The sequence below is a fragment of the Shewanella violacea DSS12 genome (assembly GCF_000091325.1).
In the GTDB taxonomy this organism is placed as follows: Bacteria; Pseudomonadota; Gammaproteobacteria; order Enterobacterales; family Shewanellaceae; genus Shewanella; species Shewanella violacea.
Map to the genome: position 1 here is coordinate 675645 of NC_014012.1, position 18878 is coordinate 694522.

An 18878-nucleotide genomic window follows, 5' to 3' on the forward strand; every position below is an offset into this window, starting at 1 on the left:
GCTATCTAGTGCAAATTATTTATATAGCGATGGATCATCCTGATTAGGACGTGTCTTGAAGCGACGGTGTAGCCACATATACTGGCTGGGACTGCGATTGATGATGCCTTCGATGATCTTATTGCCTCGCTTAGCATCTATAACCTCATTTTCACCAGGGAAGTTATCTAGGGCTGGCATGATCTCTATGGTGTAGCCTTTATCATCGGCGTTACGGACCACACTGAAGGGTAATACCTTAGCCTTGCCCAAGCGTGCCAAGGTGGTGGCACCTGTGATCGTCGCCGCTTCTTGCATGGCGAAGAAGGGAATAAATGTGGCACTAGAGCGGCCAAAATCTTGATCTGCCGTGTACCAGATAACATCCGGACTGCGAAGGCAACGTATCATCTGCCGCAGATCCCGTTTAGATACCAGAGCCTTATTGGAACGCAGACGTCCCTTGACCTGTAGGTATTCCATCACAGCATTGTTATGGGGGCGATAGACACCTACGCCGGGTTGAAACTGGCCAAATACTCTCGCGCCCATCTCTAGGGGCAGGCAATGTACGGCGAACAGGATAACGCCATGGCCGTCAGAGAGTGTGTTTTCGACATGTTGCTGGCCTTTGATGCTCATGTGGCTTTGCACTTTGGCATCGGACCACCACCAGGCATTGATGGTATCGAAGATGGCCTTACCGGTCTCTTCAAAATTACGGTTCAGCAAGTCTTGTCGTTCACTTGCGCTCATCTCGGGGAAGCAAAGTTCCAAATTACGCTTGGCAGTATTGACTCGACTGCCCATGACGGCTTTCGCTAAGCGCCCTATGAGGCTACCTAGTTTCATCTGTATCGATAGGGGCAGCAGCTGTGTCAGGCGCATCAAACCCACACCGAACCAGAGTAGCCAATATTTGGGGTGAAATAGATGAGTCGAAAATTGGGCTTTTTCTACCACGGAAAACTCTAAAATTAAAAAAATTAGCGCTCATTCTAACGTAATTAATCTGGTAAAAGTTGAAAACTTGCCGAATATTGCCACTGATACTGGTCAATAAAATTAGGTACAATCGAGGATTAATTCTACAGATTAAGATACGCGTGTTATGAAGGTTTCTCTGGGTGTATTTGCAAAATCTAAATTCATGCTTGGTAGGGGCTATTTGAGCATTGAAGTCATCAGCGACAATAAGGTTGAATTGTGATTTTACTGGCACTGGTTTTTAGCTCCAGCTTTTATTGGAGTGATGTTGGCTCTAAGCAAGCACTTGTGTGTCAGGTGACAGAGTTGGAATCATGCCTGACTCACTTGCCTGCTAAAGTCAGGCAACAATTGCCGCCAACTATCGATAGCCTTAATCATGCAATGGCTCGAAGAGGGGCCATGGTGTTACCTCTGGTAGATACAGATATATCGGGCCTGATACTCATCTCACCTTCTCAGATCCCAGATTCGATATTAGTGGAACTCTCAGGGAAACTGCATTCTTTCCCCTTAGTTGAGCAGCCAAAATTGACTCTATGGCATGAACTCGGTCATCTGCAAGGGGGAGATTTAGTAGATAAGGGATTGATGGGGGAGCTTAGCGATTATCAACATGAATGGGTGGCTGACTGCTATCTGGTCTGGCGCTCGGCGAGAGAAAAGCAAGGCTTGGATTTAGCCTGGCAGCAATATCACAGAAGAAATATCGATGTGATGAAAGATGTGTCTTTTATGTCTCATTGGACTGTGCCTGTGTTATCTCAGCTGTTAAGCCGTTATAGCCTAGAGGAGTTAAATCAGTTTGAAACATTCGCAGCTTTGATGAGTGATTTCTTGCCACAAGTAAAACAAGCAAACCAAGATACTCTGGATGAGTTTTCCAGCTTAATACATAGAAGTTTCAGTACTCAGGCATCCTTACATCTTCCCAGTTATATCTATTGGCGTAAACCTGCCCTGCGACGTTATTTCGAGCCCAGCTTAGTGAGCTTGCTTGGAAGAGATGGCGCTAACCTTTGGCTTAAAGATAAAAGCCTGTAAGCGGGATTTTTAAGCTGAATGTTTTTAAGTCGAATAAGTGATTCTAGATAGTCTGTATGGGTTCTCCTACTTCTCCTACTTCTCCTACTTCTCAAATCGGTATATGACTCAATAACTAAGTATGTTACTTACTCAGTAAGCAGGGATGTTTAAGCTGAATGCCTTAATTCGAATAAGTGGTTTGAGATATTCAGGATAAGTTATCTATTCTTCTTGCTTCTCTTGCCTAATAGCATCTGGTTAATCGAGCTAGGTATCTAGTTACAGATTTGATATGACCCCGGTAAAGTGGACACGGATTTTCAAGCTGAACCTTAGCTGAATAAGTATTCGATATCTCATTAATAAGCTTAGTTACTCAGGTATTAACCTAACTGGTTTGATAGCATCTATTTGGGCTATAAGGTACCAAACTAAGATTAGGGGAGCTGTCATGGCTAAACGTTCGAAAGCGCAAACAGAGCTAACAATAAAGCAGATTTTGGATGAGGCGTTACAGCAAGTTTTATCCATCGGCTATGAGTCTATGTCTTATACCACCTTGTCAGAGGCGACCGGTATCAGTCGCACAGGCATCAGCCATCATTTTCCTCGTAAACTTGAGTTCTTGATACGATTAGATGCCGATATAGTGGGACTCTTTATTCATGAGTTGGATTTTTCGACACCCGCGGCATTAGAGGGCTCTTGGATGAAGGCGCTGAAAAATCATCGTTTTTGCGCCATCCTACGTCTATTTTTTAGTTTGTGTGGTTATTCCGGTAAAGATACCAGTCTGTTTAAGGCGATCGATATCGCCAGAGATAAGGCTATATCAAGCTTGGGCTTAAAAGGTGAGGGTGTATTCAATGATCTGCTGGGGAGGAGTGCCGTGGTATTGCTCTCCAGAGACTATGGTATTGAGGTAGAGGCTGCATAGCTAGTTAGACATAAAAGGTGCTAGTTGCACCTTTTTTATTTAATGCTTCGACTCAGGTCATCTCGCATTATCAATGGTTACGTAGCACCAAGCTAGGGTTAAAGTTTATATGACCCTCACTGTCTATGGTAACCAGCAGACCATCTTGTCTCGCCACTGCGGTGTTTTCATTCTTAGATTGTCTTACGAATAACAGTTGGTAGCCAAGTTTTGCCAAGGTATAAAACGCAAATCTTTGGGCCGTAGATAGCTTATGCCAATGTTGGTCTATATGAGCCTGAGCTATCCTTCTATCATCGAAGTCAGTGAAAGAACTGATGGCAGATGTTTGCATATTAACAACTCCTTGTTATTCACTCATGGGCATCCCTGAATGCAGACTCAATATAACCAGTTGGCGATATTTTATGCAAGTTGGTTTGTGGTTTTTTGGTCGATGGACGGAGAACACAATGTTCTATTATCAGAAAGGAGCCTTTTTCACATTTATTTCAGTTGGTTAATCATGGTCTCTATTATGGTTTCATTTGTAAAGCTTAGGGTGTAGGCCTAGTAGATATGTGGCAGCTCAGCTATCCTCCCGTGAGTTTTAGTCCAATCGACTCAATAAGTGCGATGGGCTATGTATTTACTGAGCGAATGTTACAAATAAGGAGTGTTACAGAATATGGAGATCAAACCTAAGCCTCAACCGGCTAACGAACCGCTAAAACGTTTCCCGCAATTAGATAATCGTGAACTGGTAAAAACCAGCTTTTGGATTAGCCAGGTCTTTATGATTATCGCGACTATAGTCGGTGTCTATCTCGCGGCCCAAGAAGGTCTGTCTCAAGCGCTGGCCTTTGATAATTTGACCAATAAACAGAATAACTATTACTTGCGTCATGCACTTTACGATGAAGTCAGTGATAACGTTAATATCATCAATGATTATGCTGACTTGATATCGGAGACATCCCCCCATGACATCAAGGCCGTACATCCAAGCATGGCCACCTTTATCTGGGATAACATGCGATTTTCTGCCTATACCTTAGAAACTCCAACCAAGATATTGTCTGAAACTAGGCGCTTCTATATGGGGGCTGATGAGATTATCACTAAGGTTGAGACGCGCTTCTATGGGGCTAAATTTGGTGCCGAACAGCTTAAGAAGCTGACTATTAAGGTATCGGAGCAGACGTTGCCGTCATTGAAAGAGAACTATTTAGCACTAGCGCTAGAACTGAAACAAGCAAAAATCATCGTCGAATAAAAGGATTTTAAGATGAGTATGAAATGCCCTGGGTGCAGTGCTACCCAAATGAAAGTGTATGACTTTCATGGTGAGGAGGTCGATAGCTGTCAAGACTGTGGTGGTATTTGGTTTGAAAATGGAGAGCTTAACCGTGCCCTATCTAAGGCTGATAATGGTGACGACAGTGTCCGTGTCGAAGAAACTTTAGGCCAACATTTAGGCGGCTCTAATCGTCAATGTGATCAATGTGACAGTGCCATGGCGCGTTACTACCTAATGGATGGATATCAGATAGAGGTCGATGTTTGTCACAGCTGTAGCGGTGTTTGGATTGATGAGGCTGAAAGAACTAAAGTGGTGCAATCACCCAGAGTGAAAGCCCTATTATCCGAGTTGGATGCAAAAATTAGCACTAAGACCTGGCTGTTTCAGTTTCTTTCGCAGATGCCGGTTGAATTTAATATTAAACCTAAGCGCCGCCCAGTAATAACTTACCTTTTACTTGCCTTGAATATCATGATTTTTGCCGCCTATGGCTTCAATTATGAGATGACAGATCGCGTATTCGATAACTTTGCCATGCGAGCCAGCGATATTGTCGACGGTAATCATGTCTGGACCTTGTTGAGTCATATGTTCCTCCATGGTGACTTGATGCATCTGGCTGGCAACATGTATTTTCTTTATGTGGTGGGTGACAACTTAGAGGATTCTTTAGGCCGTATGCGATTCTTAGGGCTTTATCTCTTATGTGGTTTTGCCGCTGCGGCAGCCCAGATTATGGCTGATCCGACTTCGGGTATCTATATGGTAGGTGCAAGCGGGGCTATCGCTGGTTTATTTGGCATGTATCTACTGTGGTTCCGTCATGCCAGCCTGACTTTCATGTTTGTTATCTATCAGAAGAAATTGAGTCCCATGGCATTTTTTACCATTTGGCTAGCCTTTAACATTCTCGGTATGCTGATGGCTGGAGAAGGCGTGGCCTATTGGGCGCATATCGGCGGTTTTGCTGCCGGGCTTGTCATAGGCTTACTGATGAAACATAAGGTTATGGAGACTAATCCTATCTTGGCCATGCTCAACGAACCTGAAGTTAAAGTGACCAGATAAACATATTTCAGGACGGGACACTCTAAGTAATAGAAAAGGCTGCAGTTGCAGCCTTTTCTATTACTGGTTTCGAGTCTTGTTTTTACACTGCCACTATGGACAGTTACTTTAATAGTGATTTTCTGATTGAATTCCCGATTATTTTTCCGGTTGAGTTTTGATTAAAGAGCTTGTTTATGCTGATAAGCAACGAGCCATAGTCTTATAAAGGTATGCAAAAAATATGGATATGAAAGAATGCCTCTGGTCGCAAAAGAGTGCAGAAGAGCCTATTACTGTGATTGTTGGTGGTGGTGTTTCCGGCCTCTATGCCGCATGGAAATTAGGAGCAGCAGGTAAGAGAGTTGTATTAGTGGAAGCTTCTCCTGACCGCATTGGAGGAAGAATTGAAACCATAGAGTTGGAAGGGTTTACCGCCGAATTTGGTCCAATGCGTTTCGAGCCCACATTGCAACCTACCTTTGATAACCTGATTAAGTCTCTGGATATCGAATATATAGACTTTGTTGGCCCAACAGCTGAAAAAATGGAGTTTCCTAAGTACGACGTACTCCCGGAAGAAAGTGACATGGACGCCCTGACACTTTTAAAAAGAGGCATCATGCTTATCATGGGGCAAGAGCCAAACGATCAGGATTGGATAGATAAGCAAACGGAAGACGATTATCGACGCTGGAGAAAACATCAGAAATTAAAAGGCCGGAATTTATGGCAAATGGGCTTTTGGAATGCATTAAGTGCCGATGGGGTACTCAGCCATCAGGCGCTAATGAAGGTGAGAGACACGGGCACTTTCTACCATATGATCCCGGAAAATCTCAATGCAATAGAATGGATAATTTGGTGGATGCGTGCATTGAAAACTGTGGGCCAAGACCTAGTCAGTATAAAAGGCGGCACAGCAAAAATAACCGATACCTTGTTGTCTAAGCTACAAGCCATGCCTAATGTTGATATATTTCAAGGATATGAGCTGCTTTCATTTAATGAATGTCATGAACAGCAGCAATATATTGAACTGTTTTTTAACCACCGCCGGGAAAAAGTGAAGGCTTACGCAGATAGGTTGATCTTGGCCTTGCCGCAACTGCCATTGAAAAAACTGGGTCGCTCACTTCCGCCACATGTCGAGGACTTGCTTGATACCGTAAATGGTTTTGCCATGCTGAAAATCTTTTTTGTCACCGACACCCCTTGGTGGAATTACGACCAAAAACCACAACAATACTCTAATAGAATGCCCACTCGAGAGTTGCATTATTATCGCCGTGACAACGCAGAAGAAAGCGATGGTTACGGTATGGTTATGCTTTACACCGACAGGCCAGCGACCGAGTTTTGGCGACATTATGTGGTCGATCAAAATAATCATGATCGCGCAGAAATGGACAAGAATAACGAACTGGTCAATGAGTTTGCTAAATTTATTGCTCGGGATGTTAAGCATGAACTCACCTCTGATGACAGTGGCAAGCCACTGAATCTGACACCTTATGCCATAGAGCTTTTCTCCAATGCAACATTGGATGAGGCGGCTGAGATGATTCGTCGCTCGATTATTACCTATGGTATTCATGACTGGGCTTGTGAGCCTTTTGGTGCAGCGAATCATGGTTGGAAACCTAATGTGCAGTCATGGAAGGTCCAGCAAACGCTAAAAAGCTTCTCTCTTGGCTCGGGCCGCAATAACGTTCATATTTGTGGTGAGGCATATTCCGATTATCACGGATTTGTGGAAGGTGCCCTGAACTCAGTCCACCTGGTTATTGATGATCTACTCGAGGCATAAATGTTTCACTTGGTTTGAGGTTCGTTGCCTTGAATAAGTGTTTATAGTGTCATGAGTTAGATGTCGAAAAAGAGCTAGGGCGATAAAATCGCACTAGCTCTTTTTCGTTTCAATCAGTTATGACTATCTATTAGCAACTATTAGAAGTGCCACTGTAGGTATAAGGCCTGATAGTTACTGCCGCCACCGATTCGGCCAAAGGCTGAGCTCTTCTCATAGATGCCAGATCTGTGGTGTATGCTGTAACCCATCCACATCTTGTCCATGGCGCGGCGATTAAACAGGTCACCCATATTCACATCTAAGGAAAAATTCAGATAGTTGAGTAGTTTGGATGGCCTATAACCTTTCTCTTCCAGCTCAGAGCCTTCTATATAGGTGACACTAGAAGTATAGGATAGACCCTCAGCTACGCCCAGACGCCATCTTGGGCCTAATTCAAAGGTATAGAAGGCCTTAATGGCAACAACACCTTCGGCCAAATTATTCTGTACTTGAGAGTCGTGGTGCCACACTAAGCCAGGAGTGAAGTAGAGCTCTATGGGAAAGTTAAATAGGCTGTCGGTGAGACGGGTACCGTAGAAAACTGAGGTGAGTTGATTATTGTAAGGATCTGTCTGGGTCTGCCAAGAGAAGATCGCGCTCAGGTTCGAAGGCGTGGCCCAGCCATGTGCAAGCTGTATAAACTCACCATCGCTAGCATCAGAGGCTCTTGATTCGGACTTAGTCGTCTTATTCTTAATGCTTTTATTACTGAAGTCAGGAAAGAAACCTAAACCGAGAAAGGATTCAAATTGATATTGAGTATCTAAGGTCGGCAGGTTAGCTGTTTCGTTATCGATGCGGCCTAGATTAAACTGTCCAAGTAGATACAGGTTGCTATAGAGGTGATACCTAGCTTTAACTCCCATATTAAATTCAATACCTGCACCGACCTCATATTGATCTAAGCCGTAATAGTGTTGGCTAAAATCGGCGCTCTTCCAATGCAACTCAACATAGGGATTAAGATACCAGTCTCTGGTCTCCCAATGATATTGAGTTCGGGTATAGCCATAGCTACGTTTATTCGAGTCAGACATGAAGGCGGTATCAAACTCCCAGGCGTCATGGAGGAATCTATACTGGATGCCAAAGTCGAAAGCCTGAGATTGAGATTTATTCTGTAGCTCCTGAGGTATGTCGACGAAACGAAAGCGAGTATAGAGGTTAACCTGATGCTCATCATTGTTCCAAAGATGTACCCCAGCTTCCATCCCATTGATGAAGACATAATCGTTACGGTATTTTATCAGTGGTAGCACATCGTACACTTCGTCATCGTCTACAGCATAAGGAATATCGCCTTTTCTTACACCAATTCCCAGCCCCCAATTTTCGCTCTGGAATTGTGTGGCATAGATCTTAGGCTGGGGGGCATCTGGCTGAATCGCTTCTGGGTCAATGCTCTGGGATGATTGTGCCAGTCCGCTAAACAGCGCGAGAAATAAGGCCAGAGGCTGAGAACGCATAGGTGAAGACGATAGGAGTAAACAATGATTATTCATAGATTTTTTAGAGGTCTTTATCTGGCTAGCATCAAAATGAAAACAGAAAGTAAAAAAAATATTCTCTCTTAACTTATCTGTATCTGTGCTGAATGCAATCACTGTTTAATCTATTTTCTAGTCTCTGTGTTCAAATAAAAACCGCTCTATATTCCAAAAAGGTATTAAAAATCAGATTTTATTCTTTTTTGCTTTTCTTTATAGGCGCTAAGCTAACTGACATTACACTGATATAGGGCCGTACCCATGTTGTTAAAAGAGCTTTCATCATTCGCTTCGCCACTGTCGTCAGGGCAGGTGGATAAGTTAAAGCAGCTCACCGCTGAGCTGAGTGCCGTGCAACTTGCGTGGGTAAGTGGATATTTATCTGCTACTGCCGAGCAAGGGACCAATCTTCTTGGTAGCGAAACCGCAGCTCAAAGCGATCCGGCACAGACCATTACAATTCTATACGGTAGCCAAACTGGTAACGGTCGAGGAGTAGCAAGCGAATTAGCCGCTAAGGCCCAAGCTCAAGGGTACGCCGTTAACCTAGCTTCTATGGGGGATTACAAGGTCCGTCAACTGAAGCAAGAAACCATATTACTGGCTGTCGTGAGTACTCACGGTGAAGGCGAAGCGCCCGATGATGCTATCGAATTGCATAAATTCCTGGCATCTAAGCGAGCGCCTAAATTAGAAAACTTAAACTATTCGGTGTTGGCTCTGGGGGATTCGAGTTATGAATTCTTCTGTCAGACAGGTAAAGACTTCGATGATCGCCTATCTGCATTAGGCGCTAAACCACTCCAGACTCTGGTTGAGTGTGATGTCGACTATGAATCTGCCGTTGAATTGTGGCAAGAGAGCGTGTTAGAAGCCGTTAAGCCGCTCATCGAAACCTCAGGTGCGAGTGTCGTTTCACTGTCCGGTTCCGGTATTCCTGGCGCTGCAGCGAGTGAGTTCACTAAGCAGAAACCTTACACTGCCGAACTTCTCGTGAGTCAGAAGTTAACCGGTCGTGAATCGGATCGTGATGTACGCCATGTCGAAATCGACTTAGGTGAGTCAGGACTGAGCTATCAAGCCGGTGATGCTCTGGGGGTATGGTTTACCAATACAGAAACCTTAGTCGAAGAGTTATTGACTAAATTATCCCTGGACGGCGATGAAGCCGTAACCGTGGGCAAGGATACCTTGTCTCTCAAGCAAGCGTTAATCGAGAAGAAAGAGCTGACTCAGCTTTATCCCGGTCTGGTTAAAGATTGGGCCGCACTTAGCGGTAATGCCGAGCTGCTGAGCATCAGCGATGACAAAGCCCTGACTCGTCAGTTTGTACTGAATCATCAGCTAGCTGATCTAGTCACAAATTACAGCGCAGAAGTAACCTCTACCCAGCTGTTAGCCATGCTTCGACCTATTACACCTCGTTTGTATTCCATAGCATCGAGTCAGTCAGAGGTCGAGTCCGAGGTACACTTGACCGTTGCTTTAGTCGAGGATGAAAGAGAAGGAGGCGCAAGATTTGGTGGCGCTTCACAGTTCCTGTCTCAAGCGCAAGAGGGCGCTGAAGTTAAGGTTTACGTCGAACCTAACAAGCATTTCAGACTACCTGAAAATCCAGAGACTGCCGTGATCATGGTAGGGCCGGGTACAGGTATTGCACCGTTTAGAGCCTTTATGCAGGAGCGTGCAGCTCAAGGCATCGAAGGCAATAGCTGGCTTATCTTCGGTAATCCACATTTTGAGCAGGATTTCCTCTATCAAACAGAGTGGCAGCAATATCTGAAAGATGGCTCCCTGTCGCGCATAGATTTAGCTTTCTCAAGAGACCAAGCCCATAAAATCTATGTGCAGCACAGAATTGCCGAGCAAGGTGAAGAGTTATGGAAATGGCTCGAATCAGGCGCGCATTTCTACATCTGTGGTGATGCCGAGCGTATGGCGAAAGATGTGCATCAGGCCTTGTTGGATATTGCGGTGAAGTTTGGCGGTAAAACCGAGGAGGAGGCCGAGGCCTACTTTGAGCAATTACGCAGTGACAAGCGTTATCAGAAAGACGTTTATTGATATTTAGAAGCCTTGCCGGATCTGAATATCCGGTAATGAGATCTTCTGTTTAAACCTAATATAAGATGCGATGCCTATTTAGAGCGTCGCACGAGAGATGAGTGAGGCGATAGCCATGTCAGAAAATAAAAATGCAGAACAAGCAGAGCCATTATCAATTAATGAGCATCTTAAAACCGACAGTAATTTTCTGAGAGGCACGATTCAGGAAGGCTTAGATACGGCTGTTACAGGATCTTTTAGTGAAGGCGATCAGCAGTTGATCAAATTCCATGGTTTTTACCAGCAAGATGATCGCGATCTAAGAAATGAGCGTAAAGAACAGAAACTAGAGCCGCTTTATAGCTTTATGCTACGGGCACGTGTTGCCGGTGGTGTGTGTACTCCGGATCAGTGGCTGGGTGTCGATGAAATAGCGTCAACCTTGACCAGCTCTAACAGCATACGCTTGACCACACGTCAGACATTTCAGTATCACGGCATCTCTAAGCGTAACCTAAGAGCCTTGATCCAGAGTCTGGACAGTAAGGCGCTGGATTCGATTGCCGCCTGTGGTGACGTCAACCGTAATGTCATGTGTAATCCAAACCCAGTAGAGTCTCGCTTACACGAGCAGGCGTTCTACTGGGCCAAGAAATTGTCGGATAACTATTTGCCACGCACTAAGGCTTATGCAGAGATTTGGCTTGGAGATGACAAGCTTGCCACCAGTGAAGGTGATGATGTCGAGCCTGTATATGGTAAGACGTATCTGCCGCGTAAGTTTAAGATGGCCGTTGCCGTACCGCCAGATAATGATGTAGACGTATACACCAATGATCTGGGTTTTATCGCGGTAGCGGAAGAGGGCGAGCTTATCGGCTTTAACTTGGTGGCTGGTGGCGGTATGGGCTCAACCCATGGTGAAGTGCAGACTTTTCCACGTCTAGCCGATGATTTTGGCTATATTAAGGCCGAAGATACATTGAAGTTTGCCGAGGCCATATTAAAAGTTCAGCGTGACTGGGGTAACCGCTCTAATCGTAAACTTTCGAGACTAAAGTACACCATAGTCAAATATGGCTATGAGGTATTTAAGGCCGAAGTAGAGAAGCGTGCCGGGGTTAAATTTGAGCCCAAACGTGATGTGGTCATCGGCGATCGCGGTGATCGTTATGGCTGGATAAAAGGTGTAGATAATCAGTGGCACCTGACGCTATTTATCGAAGGCGGGCGCATCAAGGATTTACCCGGTCAGCCGTTACAAACCGGATTAAGGGAGATTGCCAAGATACATAAGGGCGATTTCCGCATGACCTCTAATCAAAACCTGATCATAGCCCGTGTTGCTGCAGAGGATAAGGCCGAGATAGAAGCCTTAGCCCGTAGCCATGGTCTGATGGGGAAATTGATCACAGAAACAAGAGGCCGCTCAATTGCTTGTGTTGCACTGCCAACTTGTGCCCTCGCCATGGCTGAAGCCGAGCGTTATTTCCCGGACTTCCTGACGAAAGTAGAGTCATTGCAAGAGAAGCATGGCTTCTTGAATCAAGGCATTGTCATCCGTATGACAGGTTGTCCTAACGGTTGTGCCAGACCTTTCGCGGCCGAAATTGGCCTAGTAGGTAAGGCGCCGGGTCGCTATAACCTATATCTGGGCGCGAGCTTCGAAGGTACACGTTTAAATAAACTCTATCGCGAGAATATTCAAGAAGCAGAGATCTTATCTGAGCTTGATACCTTGTTCGCCAGATATGTGGGTGAACGGGAAGAGGGCGAAACCTTTGGTAATTTCACGGTACGCATAGGCGTCGTGGCAGCGGTAATTGATGCCGCTAAGGATTTTCATGGACAGAGTAGTAATGCCTGAATTAAACACTCAGGTTGAATCGGTGGTATCTGCACAAGAGCTGTTAGCCCTGTTAAGCGCGCCGGCAGTCGAGCAGAAAAGCGAGCTTGAGCGTATCAATGGCTTCCTCGAAGAACTGACTCCTAGGCAAAGAGTGGCCTGGGGGTTGAAGTATCTCCCTGGTAACCACGCATTATCATCGAGCTTTGGTATTCAAGGCGCGGTGATGTTGAATCTGGTTAGCACTGAGAAGCCGGATATCCCGGTGATCTTGACCGATACCGGTTACCTTTTTCCGGAAACCTATCGGTTTATCGATGAGCTGAGTGAGCGTTTGTCGTTAAACCTTAAGATATTTGCCTCACCTATGACCCCTGCCTGGCAGGAGGCGCGTTTTGGCCAGTTATGGGACAAAGGTCTAGAGGGTTTAGACCAATATAATCGTATGAACAAGGTCGAGCCAATGCAGCGAGCTCTGGATGAGCTGGATGTTGGTACCTGGTTTGCGGGCTTGCGTCGCAGTCAATCAAGTACCCGAGAGGCTCTGCCTATCTTAGCGATTCATGGATCACGCTATAAAATCTTACCAATTTTGGATTGGAGTAATAAGCATGTGCATGAATACTTAACTGAGCATGATCTGCCTTATCACCCACTTTGGGAGAAGGGCTATGTATCTGTTGGTGATACGCATTCCAGCAAGCCATTAGAGCTAGGTATGAGTGAAGAGGAAACGCGTTTCAACGGCCTCAAACGCGAATGTGGCCTGCATTTCGAGATATAGCAGCAAGGTTATGCATTGGTTTCGTTAGCGGCGATACGCATTCCAGCAAGCCATTAGAGCTAGGTATGAGTGAAGAAGATACTCGTTTCAACGGCCTTAAACGTGAATGTAGCCTGCATTTTGAGATATAGCAGCTAGGTTATGCATTGGTTTCGTTAGCGGCGATACGCATTCCAGTAAGCCATTAGAGCTAGGTATGAGTGAAGAAGATACTCGTTTCAACGGCCTTAAGCGTGAATGTAGCCTGCATTTCGAGATATAGCAGCTAGGTTATGCATTGGTTTCGTTAGCGGCGATACGCATTCCAGTAAGCCATTAGAGCTAGGTATGAGTGAAGAAGATACTCGTTTCAATGCTCTTAAGCGTGAGTGTGGCCTGCATTTCGAGATATAGGCCAGAGGCTCTAGTGCTAACTTTAGTCGGTAACAGAATGAGGGCCAGATGATCTGGTTCTTATTATGTCTGCTTTTTTCAAGGTGACTGATCAGTTTGTCCATATTTATGTTCTGCTGCGTCAATATTGCTTTCTAGCTTCTGCATCATAGCCGCTGATTTTATCTATCTAATATAATGAGGAAAACAAGCCGAACATTATACTTAGGTAGTATTTTATAAAGATTAATACAAGTTTACGCACAAACTTATGCACAGGCAAAGGAACTAGTCTATAGTCAGGAGTTCCCGTAGATGGTTTTGGAATGTCGTTCTGTATAAGTGTCTATTGTTAGGGTTATCCAATAATTCTTGGACTCAATGACTTTTAGATCTTGCTTGAGCTTGTTGTCACCCTTGTGATGATACTCAAGTCGCAGACGGCCTCAGAGCCTGTTCAACTCTCGTTTCCTGTCTTATTGGAGGCGATATGTAGTTTTGGTTGGCTTGTTAGCGCCTGCTTAATCAAAAGCTGTTTCCCCTGAATAGCCCGATGCGGCTATTCAGGCTTAGCTTGCCAACGATAAAAATCACCACAGCCCATATCTAGATCTTGCCCTAAACATCTCATCTGTTTGTTAGGCCTATATTTGTTAATCTATTCCAAAGACTAGGTTCAAGGACCTGTTGCTATACATGGAGAGTAATTTTTGGCTGTCGATAATAAGAGAATACGTATCGGAGTGATTGGCTTTGGTACTATAGGTAAATATGTAGTAGATGGTGCGCTGGCACACAATGAGTTTGAGGTGGTCGCTATCTTTGACCCCAGCTTATTATCTGTATCTGCTGAGTTTATGTCCGCAGAAAAATATAGACACATAAGCTTGATGGCCTCGGCTAATGAACTGGTTGCATACCAACAAGTTGATCTGGTTTATATCGCTACACCTCCTGCAACACACATCGAATATTGTCGTCTGGCCCTGGCTCAGAGGAAGGCTATATGGTGTGAGAAGCCCCTAAGTGTCGATCTTATGGCTGCTAAGAAGTTAGTCGAAGAGCTTGAGGCTTCTGGACTCGTGTCTGCCGTGAATCTGTCATTAGCCAGCAGCCCAATTTTAGATAAACTAGTGTCACTCACAATGGAAGAAGAGCATGGCGCAGCTCAGCAAGTAGAGATGAGGTTTCACTATAGTGAGTGGCCGAGGCATTGGCAGGTTGGCGCAGCCAGCTGGTTAAGTTCCAGGGAGCAGGGCGGCTTTCTTCGTGAGGTGTTCTCTCATTTTGTATTTTTACAGCATCGCCTATTTGGTGAGATGAAGCTGACGAATTGTCAGATCTCTTTTGCCGCTGGGGGCTGCGAAACTTATGTGATGGCCCAATATCTTTGTGGCTCTCTTCCCGTCAGAGTCTGTGGTGGTATTGGTGGAGTCGCACCGGACACTAACGAGTGGACCTTATTCACTGACAGGCGCGCCATTCGATACTCAGATTGGAATAAATTGAGCATGGGAACTCAGGAATCTTGGTGGGATGTAGACATAGGTCAAGTGGGGAGCTCAGTTTTATTACAGTTGGATGAAGTTGCTAAGATGATGAGGGGGAAACCTCATAAACTGGCTAGTTTCAGGGAGGCTTTAGCCGTTCAAGTTGTCGTGGAACAGACCTTAAATTCAAGCTGCTAAAGGCCGCTTGTGTTAGTTGTTGGGCCGGCTTTAACCGGGGCTCAACCCCCTCGTATAGAGAGGATGACGCTGTGCTATCACGGCTAAGCCTGTCGAATAGGCGTAGCCGTGTGCGAAGCGATAGCCTGTCTTGTGAGTTTTGAACACCTTTTTTCCTACAGATATAGTATATTAGGTACTTTAATGTCAGGGCGTTTTCAACATCCAGCAAATACTAATTTCGGTCTATAAAATGGAGTTTAATGAATGAAAAAAATACTAATCGCAGCGGCTGTCGTTGCCGTCGGTGCTGGCGGGTATTGGTTTAATCAGCAGTCTGAAGAGGGAGTAAGTCAGTCTAATGAAGTATTGGCTTCGGTACCCGCAGACACGCCTATTTTTTCGGGACAGCTAAAGCCTTTCCCTATCAAGTCTTATATCAACTCAATGAGTCAAAGTTACAAGACCTATCCAAAGGAGATGTTTGCCGAGTTAGAGCAGTCTGATGATGCTAAGGCCAAGTTTTTTGTCAGCTTGAGTAAGGCCTATATGGATAGTCTGGATAGCGGTCAAAAGTTCGTGACTACTTTTGGTTTAGCCGATGATATCAAAAGCTATTTCTACACTTTAGGCTTGTTACCTGTACTCAAACTCGATGTCCAGAAGCCTGAGGCCATATGGGCCCTGTTGGATAAGGCGGAAAAGGACAGTGGCTTCAGTCACCAGATGAAGACCTTGAAGGGTCTCTCTTATCGTTCATATACCTTAACCGATGCAGGTGATGCCGAGCCAATCGAGTTACTTGTTTCACAGCAAAATGGCTTGTTAACGATCACCTTGAATGCATCTATGCTTGCCGAAGAGACGCTTGAAACGGCTCTTGGCATCAATCCTGTGACGCCTTCCCTTGCGGATTCAAAGGTATTACAAGATATCATTAAAGCCCATGGTTTTAGCAATGAAGCCGTTGGCTTCGTCAATCACCAAGAGTTAGTTAAAGCCATCACCACCCAAGATGGTAATTTACTGGCGCGCCAGGTGACGGCTATTTTCGCTCAAGTGGGAGAAGACCCACTGTTGGAGCTTCGTACTCCTGAGTGTCATAGTGAGTTTACGGCTATTGCCGCCAATTGGCCGCGAACCGTATTTGGTTTGAATAGTGTTTCCATAGAAGATAATGAGAGCAGCCTGGATTTCTCTACTGTGATCGAGAGTAAAAACCAGACATTTCTCAATGCACTTAAAAGCATGCGTGGCTTCATTCCTGAATATGTGAAGAACAGTCGTGATACCGTATTTTCCATGGGCCTGGGCATAGAGTTAAATCAATTAGTCCCAGCATTAACTGCCGTATGGGATGAGATGCTACAACCTCAATACCAGTGTCAGGTTTTGCAAGAGTTTCAGCAAGAGATGTCGGGGCAAAGTCCAGCCATGTTAGGCATGTTTACCGGAATGGCAAATGGGGTTCATGGCATAAGTGCTGCACTTATTGATTATAAGTTTACCGAGCAAGCCCCAGGCGCACAGGGGGAACCAAGTTTAGAGAGTGTCGATGCTATTGTCAGCCTGTCTGCAGATAACCCGAGTATCTTGTTTAACATGGTTAAACCTTTTGCACCTGAACTGGCCAACATTAAATTGCCACAAGATGGTAGCCCAATCGATTTATCCCACTTGTTACCCCTTCCGCCCGAATATGGCATATCTCCTAAGCTGGCGTTGAAAGGTAAACATCTAGTCCTGTATACCGGGGACAAGGCCGAGATTGTGGCTAATAAGCTGGCTGATGAAAAAGTAGATAATAACGGTTTATATAGTGTCTATCTGGATTACAGTAAGGTGTTTGCGCCGATTTTTAGTCTGGCAGAGATGACTGGCGAGCCATTGCCGGAAGAATTTTCCATGATGAAGGATTATAATATGCAAGTGCAGATGGGTCTGGACATCAATGACCAGGGCATAGTATTCGACTCCTACATGAATAACAAAGCGGCACCCGGTGGTGAGTAACCCTTAGTTTAAAGCAAATCAAGAGCCAGCCTTGCTGGCTCTTTTTATGCCATATCAATCGATATAACTGACGGTATTAAACTGTAATAAATAGATTTATAAGGTGGAGGTAATAAGTGGTCATTGCTGGACTGTTTTTAAAAGCAAATGAAGTGAGAATGGTAAGCCTGAGTGGTACGCGTGAATCCCATGAGCTTGTGGCACCTAAGATAAATAAGCTAACCCTGAATAAGAATCCTACTCAGGAAGAGGTCAGCCAGTTTGCGGCAGAGGTAAAGGCCTATTGCGACGAGCATCAGCTTGATAAAATCGTCATGAATAGACGTGCCAGTAAAGGCCAAGGCGCCGGCGGAGCTGGGACCTTTCTGATGGAAGGGGTTATATTAGCCACTGCGTCTGTGAGTATTGATCTCGTTCATCCGGCCACTGTCAGAGCGACCGATAAGCGAACTAACACGCTAAAAGATCTAAAGCCTAAAACGGTTGATTTAGGTAAGGCCTATGATTTGGCATTTGAGTTGTTAAATTAAATAAATTAATCTAAGCTTTTGAAATAAAGTGTAATTGTATCAATTGCGCTGGTGGGTTTAGCTTTTTTTAATCAGCTGGTACCCATGAAAATCTGGTTTAATATTCCATCTAAGGCCTAAGTAAGGTATAACGGCGCTATGAAAATACCGAAACGCATTCAGCCTCTCGTCGATGAAGGCTTAGTTGATGAAGTCCTTCGCCCCTTGATGAGTGGCAAAGAGGCCGATGTTTATGTTGTTCGCTGTGGCGACGATGTACGTTGTGCCAAAATTTATAAAGAAGCCGAGAAGCGTAGCTTCAAACAGGCAGTGCAATACCGAGAAGGCAGAAAGAGCCGTAACAGCCGTCGAGCTCGAGCCATGGAGAAGGGCTCGAAATTTGGCCGTAATGAGCAGGAGAATTCCTGGCAAAATGCCGAAGTCGATGCCTTGTTTCGCTTAGCTTATGCTGGCGTGCGAGTCCCGCAGCCCTACGGCTGTTTCGATGGTGTGCTCTTGATGGAGCTGATAACCGACGATCAAGGATATGTAGCGCCAAGACTCAACGACATCATCTTGACCCGTGAGCAGGCATTAGAACAGCACCAGTCAGTGATGAAGGATGTGCAGCGTATGTTGTGTGTCGGCATTATTCACGGCGATTTGTCTGAGTTTAATGTGTTGCTGGATAGCAAGGGGCCTGTGATCATAGATCTTCCCCAGGCAGTCGATGCGGCAGCAAACAATAATGCTAAGCGCATGCTTGAGCGTGATGTGAACAATATGACCAGATATTACGGTCAGTTTGCTCCCGAGCTTCTTACTAGCAAGTACGCTAAAGAGATGTGGGCCCTGTTTGAGTCGGGTAAGCTAAATCCTGAGTCTGAGCTCACCGGCGAGTTTAAAGAGAGTACTAAGGCTGCTGATGTAGAGTCGGTACTGGCTGAAATAGAAGCGGCGTTCGATGAAGAGCAGGAACGCAAAGAGCGTATCCGCGAAGCAGAGGAAGGTTAAACAAAAGGTTCTAGTTCCCGGTAACTA

The 18878-nt window shown here is 45.1% G+C and carries 16 protein-coding genes and 1 pseudogene; 14 read left to right on the top strand and 3 right to left on the bottom strand.

All coding sequences use genetic code 11. The features are described 5' to 3' along the window. Window positions 1-15: 15 nt before the first annotated feature. Window positions 16-942, bottom strand: coding sequence for an LpxL/LpxP family Kdo(2)-lipid IV(A) lauroyl/palmitoleoyl acyltransferase (locus SVI_RS02705; protein ID WP_013049852.1), 927 nt, complete (start codon window positions 940-942; stop codon window positions 16-18). A gap of 243 nt (window positions 943-1185) precedes the next feature. Here SVI_RS02705 and SVI_RS02710 point away from each other — a divergent pair, with 243 nt between their 5' ends. Next, window positions 1186-2010, top strand: a complete 825-nt coding sequence (locus tag SVI_RS02710) for a hypothetical protein (RefSeq protein ID WP_013049853.1) — start codon at window positions 1186-1188, stop codon at window positions 2008-2010. 433 nt (window positions 2011-2443) lie between these two features. Next, window positions 2444-2929, top strand: a complete 486-nt coding sequence (locus SVI_RS02715) for a TetR family transcriptional regulator (protein WP_041419606.1) — start codon at window positions 2444-2446, stop codon at window positions 2927-2929. Between the two features lie 70 nt (window positions 2930-2999). On the opposite strand, the gene SVI_RS02720 is transcribed toward SVI_RS02715, so the two are convergent. Then, window positions 3000-3263 (bottom strand): hypothetical protein, encoded by a 264-nt coding sequence (locus SVI_RS02720; protein WP_013049855.1) that lies wholly within the window; start codon window positions 3261-3263, stop codon window positions 3000-3002. A gap of 333 nt (window positions 3264-3596) precedes the next feature. Between SVI_RS02720 and SVI_RS02725 the strand changes: the two genes are divergently transcribed. From SVI_RS02725 to SVI_RS02735, 3 genes are all read left to right on the top strand, one after another. Next, window positions 3597-4184 carry a hypothetical protein gene (locus SVI_RS02725; protein WP_013049856.1) on the top strand — a complete coding sequence of 196 codons (588 nt, stop codon included), beginning with the start codon at window positions 3597-3599 and terminating at the stop codon, window positions 4182-4184. Between the two features lie 12 nt (window positions 4185-4196). After that, window positions 4197-5279 carry a rhomboid family intramembrane serine protease gene (locus tag SVI_RS02730; protein WP_041419607.1) on the top strand — a complete coding sequence of 361 codons (1083 nt, stop codon included), beginning with the start codon at window positions 4197-4199 and terminating at the stop codon, window positions 5277-5279. 223 nt (window positions 5280-5502) lie between these two features. Beyond that, entirely contained in the window at window positions 5503-7068 is a 1566-nt protein-coding gene (locus SVI_RS02735) for a flavin monoamine oxidase family protein (RefSeq protein WP_013049858.1), read from the top strand. A 140-nt stretch (window positions 7069-7208) separates the two neighbouring features. Here SVI_RS02735 and SVI_RS02740 read toward each other — a convergent pair whose 3' ends face one another. Next, on the bottom strand, window positions 7209-8717 hold the full coding sequence (locus SVI_RS02740) for a MipA/OmpV family protein (RefSeq protein WP_231847764.1): 1509 nt from the start codon (window positions 8715-8717) through the stop codon (window positions 7209-7211). Between the two features lie 144 nt (window positions 8718-8861). Here SVI_RS02740 and SVI_RS02745 point away from each other — a divergent pair, with 144 nt between their 5' ends. From SVI_RS02745 to SVI_RS02775, 9 genes and pseudogenes are all read left to right on the top strand, one after another. After that, on the top strand, window positions 8862-10664 hold the full coding sequence (locus SVI_RS02745; protein ID WP_013049860.1) for an assimilatory sulfite reductase (NADPH) flavoprotein subunit: 1803 nt from the start codon (window positions 8862-8864) through the stop codon (window positions 10662-10664). A gap of 115 nt (window positions 10665-10779) precedes the next feature. Then, complete coding sequence (gene cysI, locus SVI_RS02750; protein ID WP_013049861.1) at window positions 10780-12513, top strand: assimilatory sulfite reductase (NADPH) hemoprotein subunit; 1734 nt, start codon at window positions 10780-10782, stop codon at window positions 12511-12513. Then, window positions 12506-13276, top strand: a complete 771-nt coding sequence (locus SVI_RS02755) for a phosphoadenylyl-sulfate reductase (RefSeq protein WP_041419608.1) — start codon at window positions 12506-12508, stop codon at window positions 13274-13276. The genes cysI and SVI_RS02755 overlap by 8 nt, the downstream gene beginning before the upstream one ends. Further along, window positions 13252-13407 carry a hypothetical protein gene (locus SVI_RS21335; protein WP_408005164.1) on the top strand — a complete coding sequence of 52 codons (156 nt, stop codon included), beginning with the start codon at window positions 13252-13254 and terminating at the stop codon, window positions 13405-13407. The genes SVI_RS02755 and SVI_RS21335 overlap by 25 nt, the downstream gene beginning before the upstream one ends. A gap of 17 nt (window positions 13408-13424) precedes the next feature. Next, window positions 13425-13538: pseudogene (locus SVI_RS21790) on the top strand (phosphoadenosine phosphosulfate reductase); the annotation flags it as partial. A gap of 820 nt (window positions 13539-14358) precedes the next feature. After that, complete coding sequence (locus tag SVI_RS02760; RefSeq protein ID WP_013049863.1) at window positions 14359-15336, top strand: Gfo/Idh/MocA family protein; 978 nt, start codon at window positions 14359-14361, stop codon at window positions 15334-15336. Between the two features lie 246 nt (window positions 15337-15582). Continuing rightward, entirely contained in the window at window positions 15583-17328 is a 1746-nt protein-coding gene (locus SVI_RS02765) for a hypothetical protein (protein ID WP_013049864.1), read from the top strand. Between the two features lie 116 nt (window positions 17329-17444). Then, a complete protein-coding gene (locus tag SVI_RS02770; protein ID WP_013049865.1) occupies window positions 17445-17858 on the top strand; it encodes a DUF3010 family protein in 414 nt (137 codons plus the stop codon). Between the two features lie 138 nt (window positions 17859-17996). Then, window positions 17997-18851 (top strand): PA4780 family RIO1-like protein kinase, encoded by an 855-nt coding sequence (locus SVI_RS02775; protein WP_013049866.1) that lies wholly within the window; start codon window positions 17997-17999, stop codon window positions 18849-18851. The last annotated feature ends 27 nt before the right edge of the window (window positions 18852-18878 follow it).

Excerpts from the sequence above, each read along its gene's own strand:
- SVI_RS02715 (WP_041419606.1), top strand. The coding sequence starts at position 2,444 with ATGGCTAAACGTTCGAAAGCGCAAACAGAGCTAACAATAAAGCAGATT.
- SVI_RS02720 (WP_013049855.1), bottom strand. The coding sequence starts at position 3,263 with ATGCAAACATCTGCCATCAGTTCTTTCACTGACTTCGATGATAGAAGG.
- SVI_RS02725 (WP_013049856.1), top strand. The coding sequence starts at position 3,597 with ATGGAGATCAAACCTAAGCCTCAACCGGCTAACGAACCGCTAAAACGT.
- SVI_RS02730 (WP_041419607.1), top strand. The coding sequence starts at position 4,197 with ATGAGTATGAAATGCCCTGGGTGCAGTGCTACCCAAATGAAAGTGTAT.
- SVI_RS02735 (WP_013049858.1), top strand. The coding sequence starts at position 5,503 with ATGGATATGAAAGAATGCCTCTGGTCGCAAAAGAGTGCAGAAGAGCCT.
- SVI_RS02745 (WP_013049860.1), top strand. The coding sequence starts at position 8,862 with ATGTTGTTAAAAGAGCTTTCATCATTCGCTTCGCCACTGTCGTCAGGG.
- cysI (WP_013049861.1), top strand. The coding sequence starts at position 10,780 with ATGTCAGAAAATAAAAATGCAGAACAAGCAGAGCCATTATCAATTAAT.
- SVI_RS02755 (WP_041419608.1), top strand. The coding sequence starts at position 12,506 with ATGCCTGAATTAAACACTCAGGTTGAATCGGTGGTATCTGCACAAGAG.
- SVI_RS21335 (WP_408005164.1), top strand. The coding sequence starts at position 13,252 with ATGTGGCCTGCATTTCGAGATATAGCAGCAAGGTTATGCATTGGTTTC.
- SVI_RS02765 (WP_013049864.1), top strand. The coding sequence starts at position 15,583 with ATGAAAAAAATACTAATCGCAGCGGCTGTCGTTGCCGTCGGTGCTGGC.
- SVI_RS02775 (WP_013049866.1), top strand. The coding sequence starts at position 17,997 with ATGAAAATACCGAAACGCATTCAGCCTCTCGTCGATGAAGGCTTAGTT.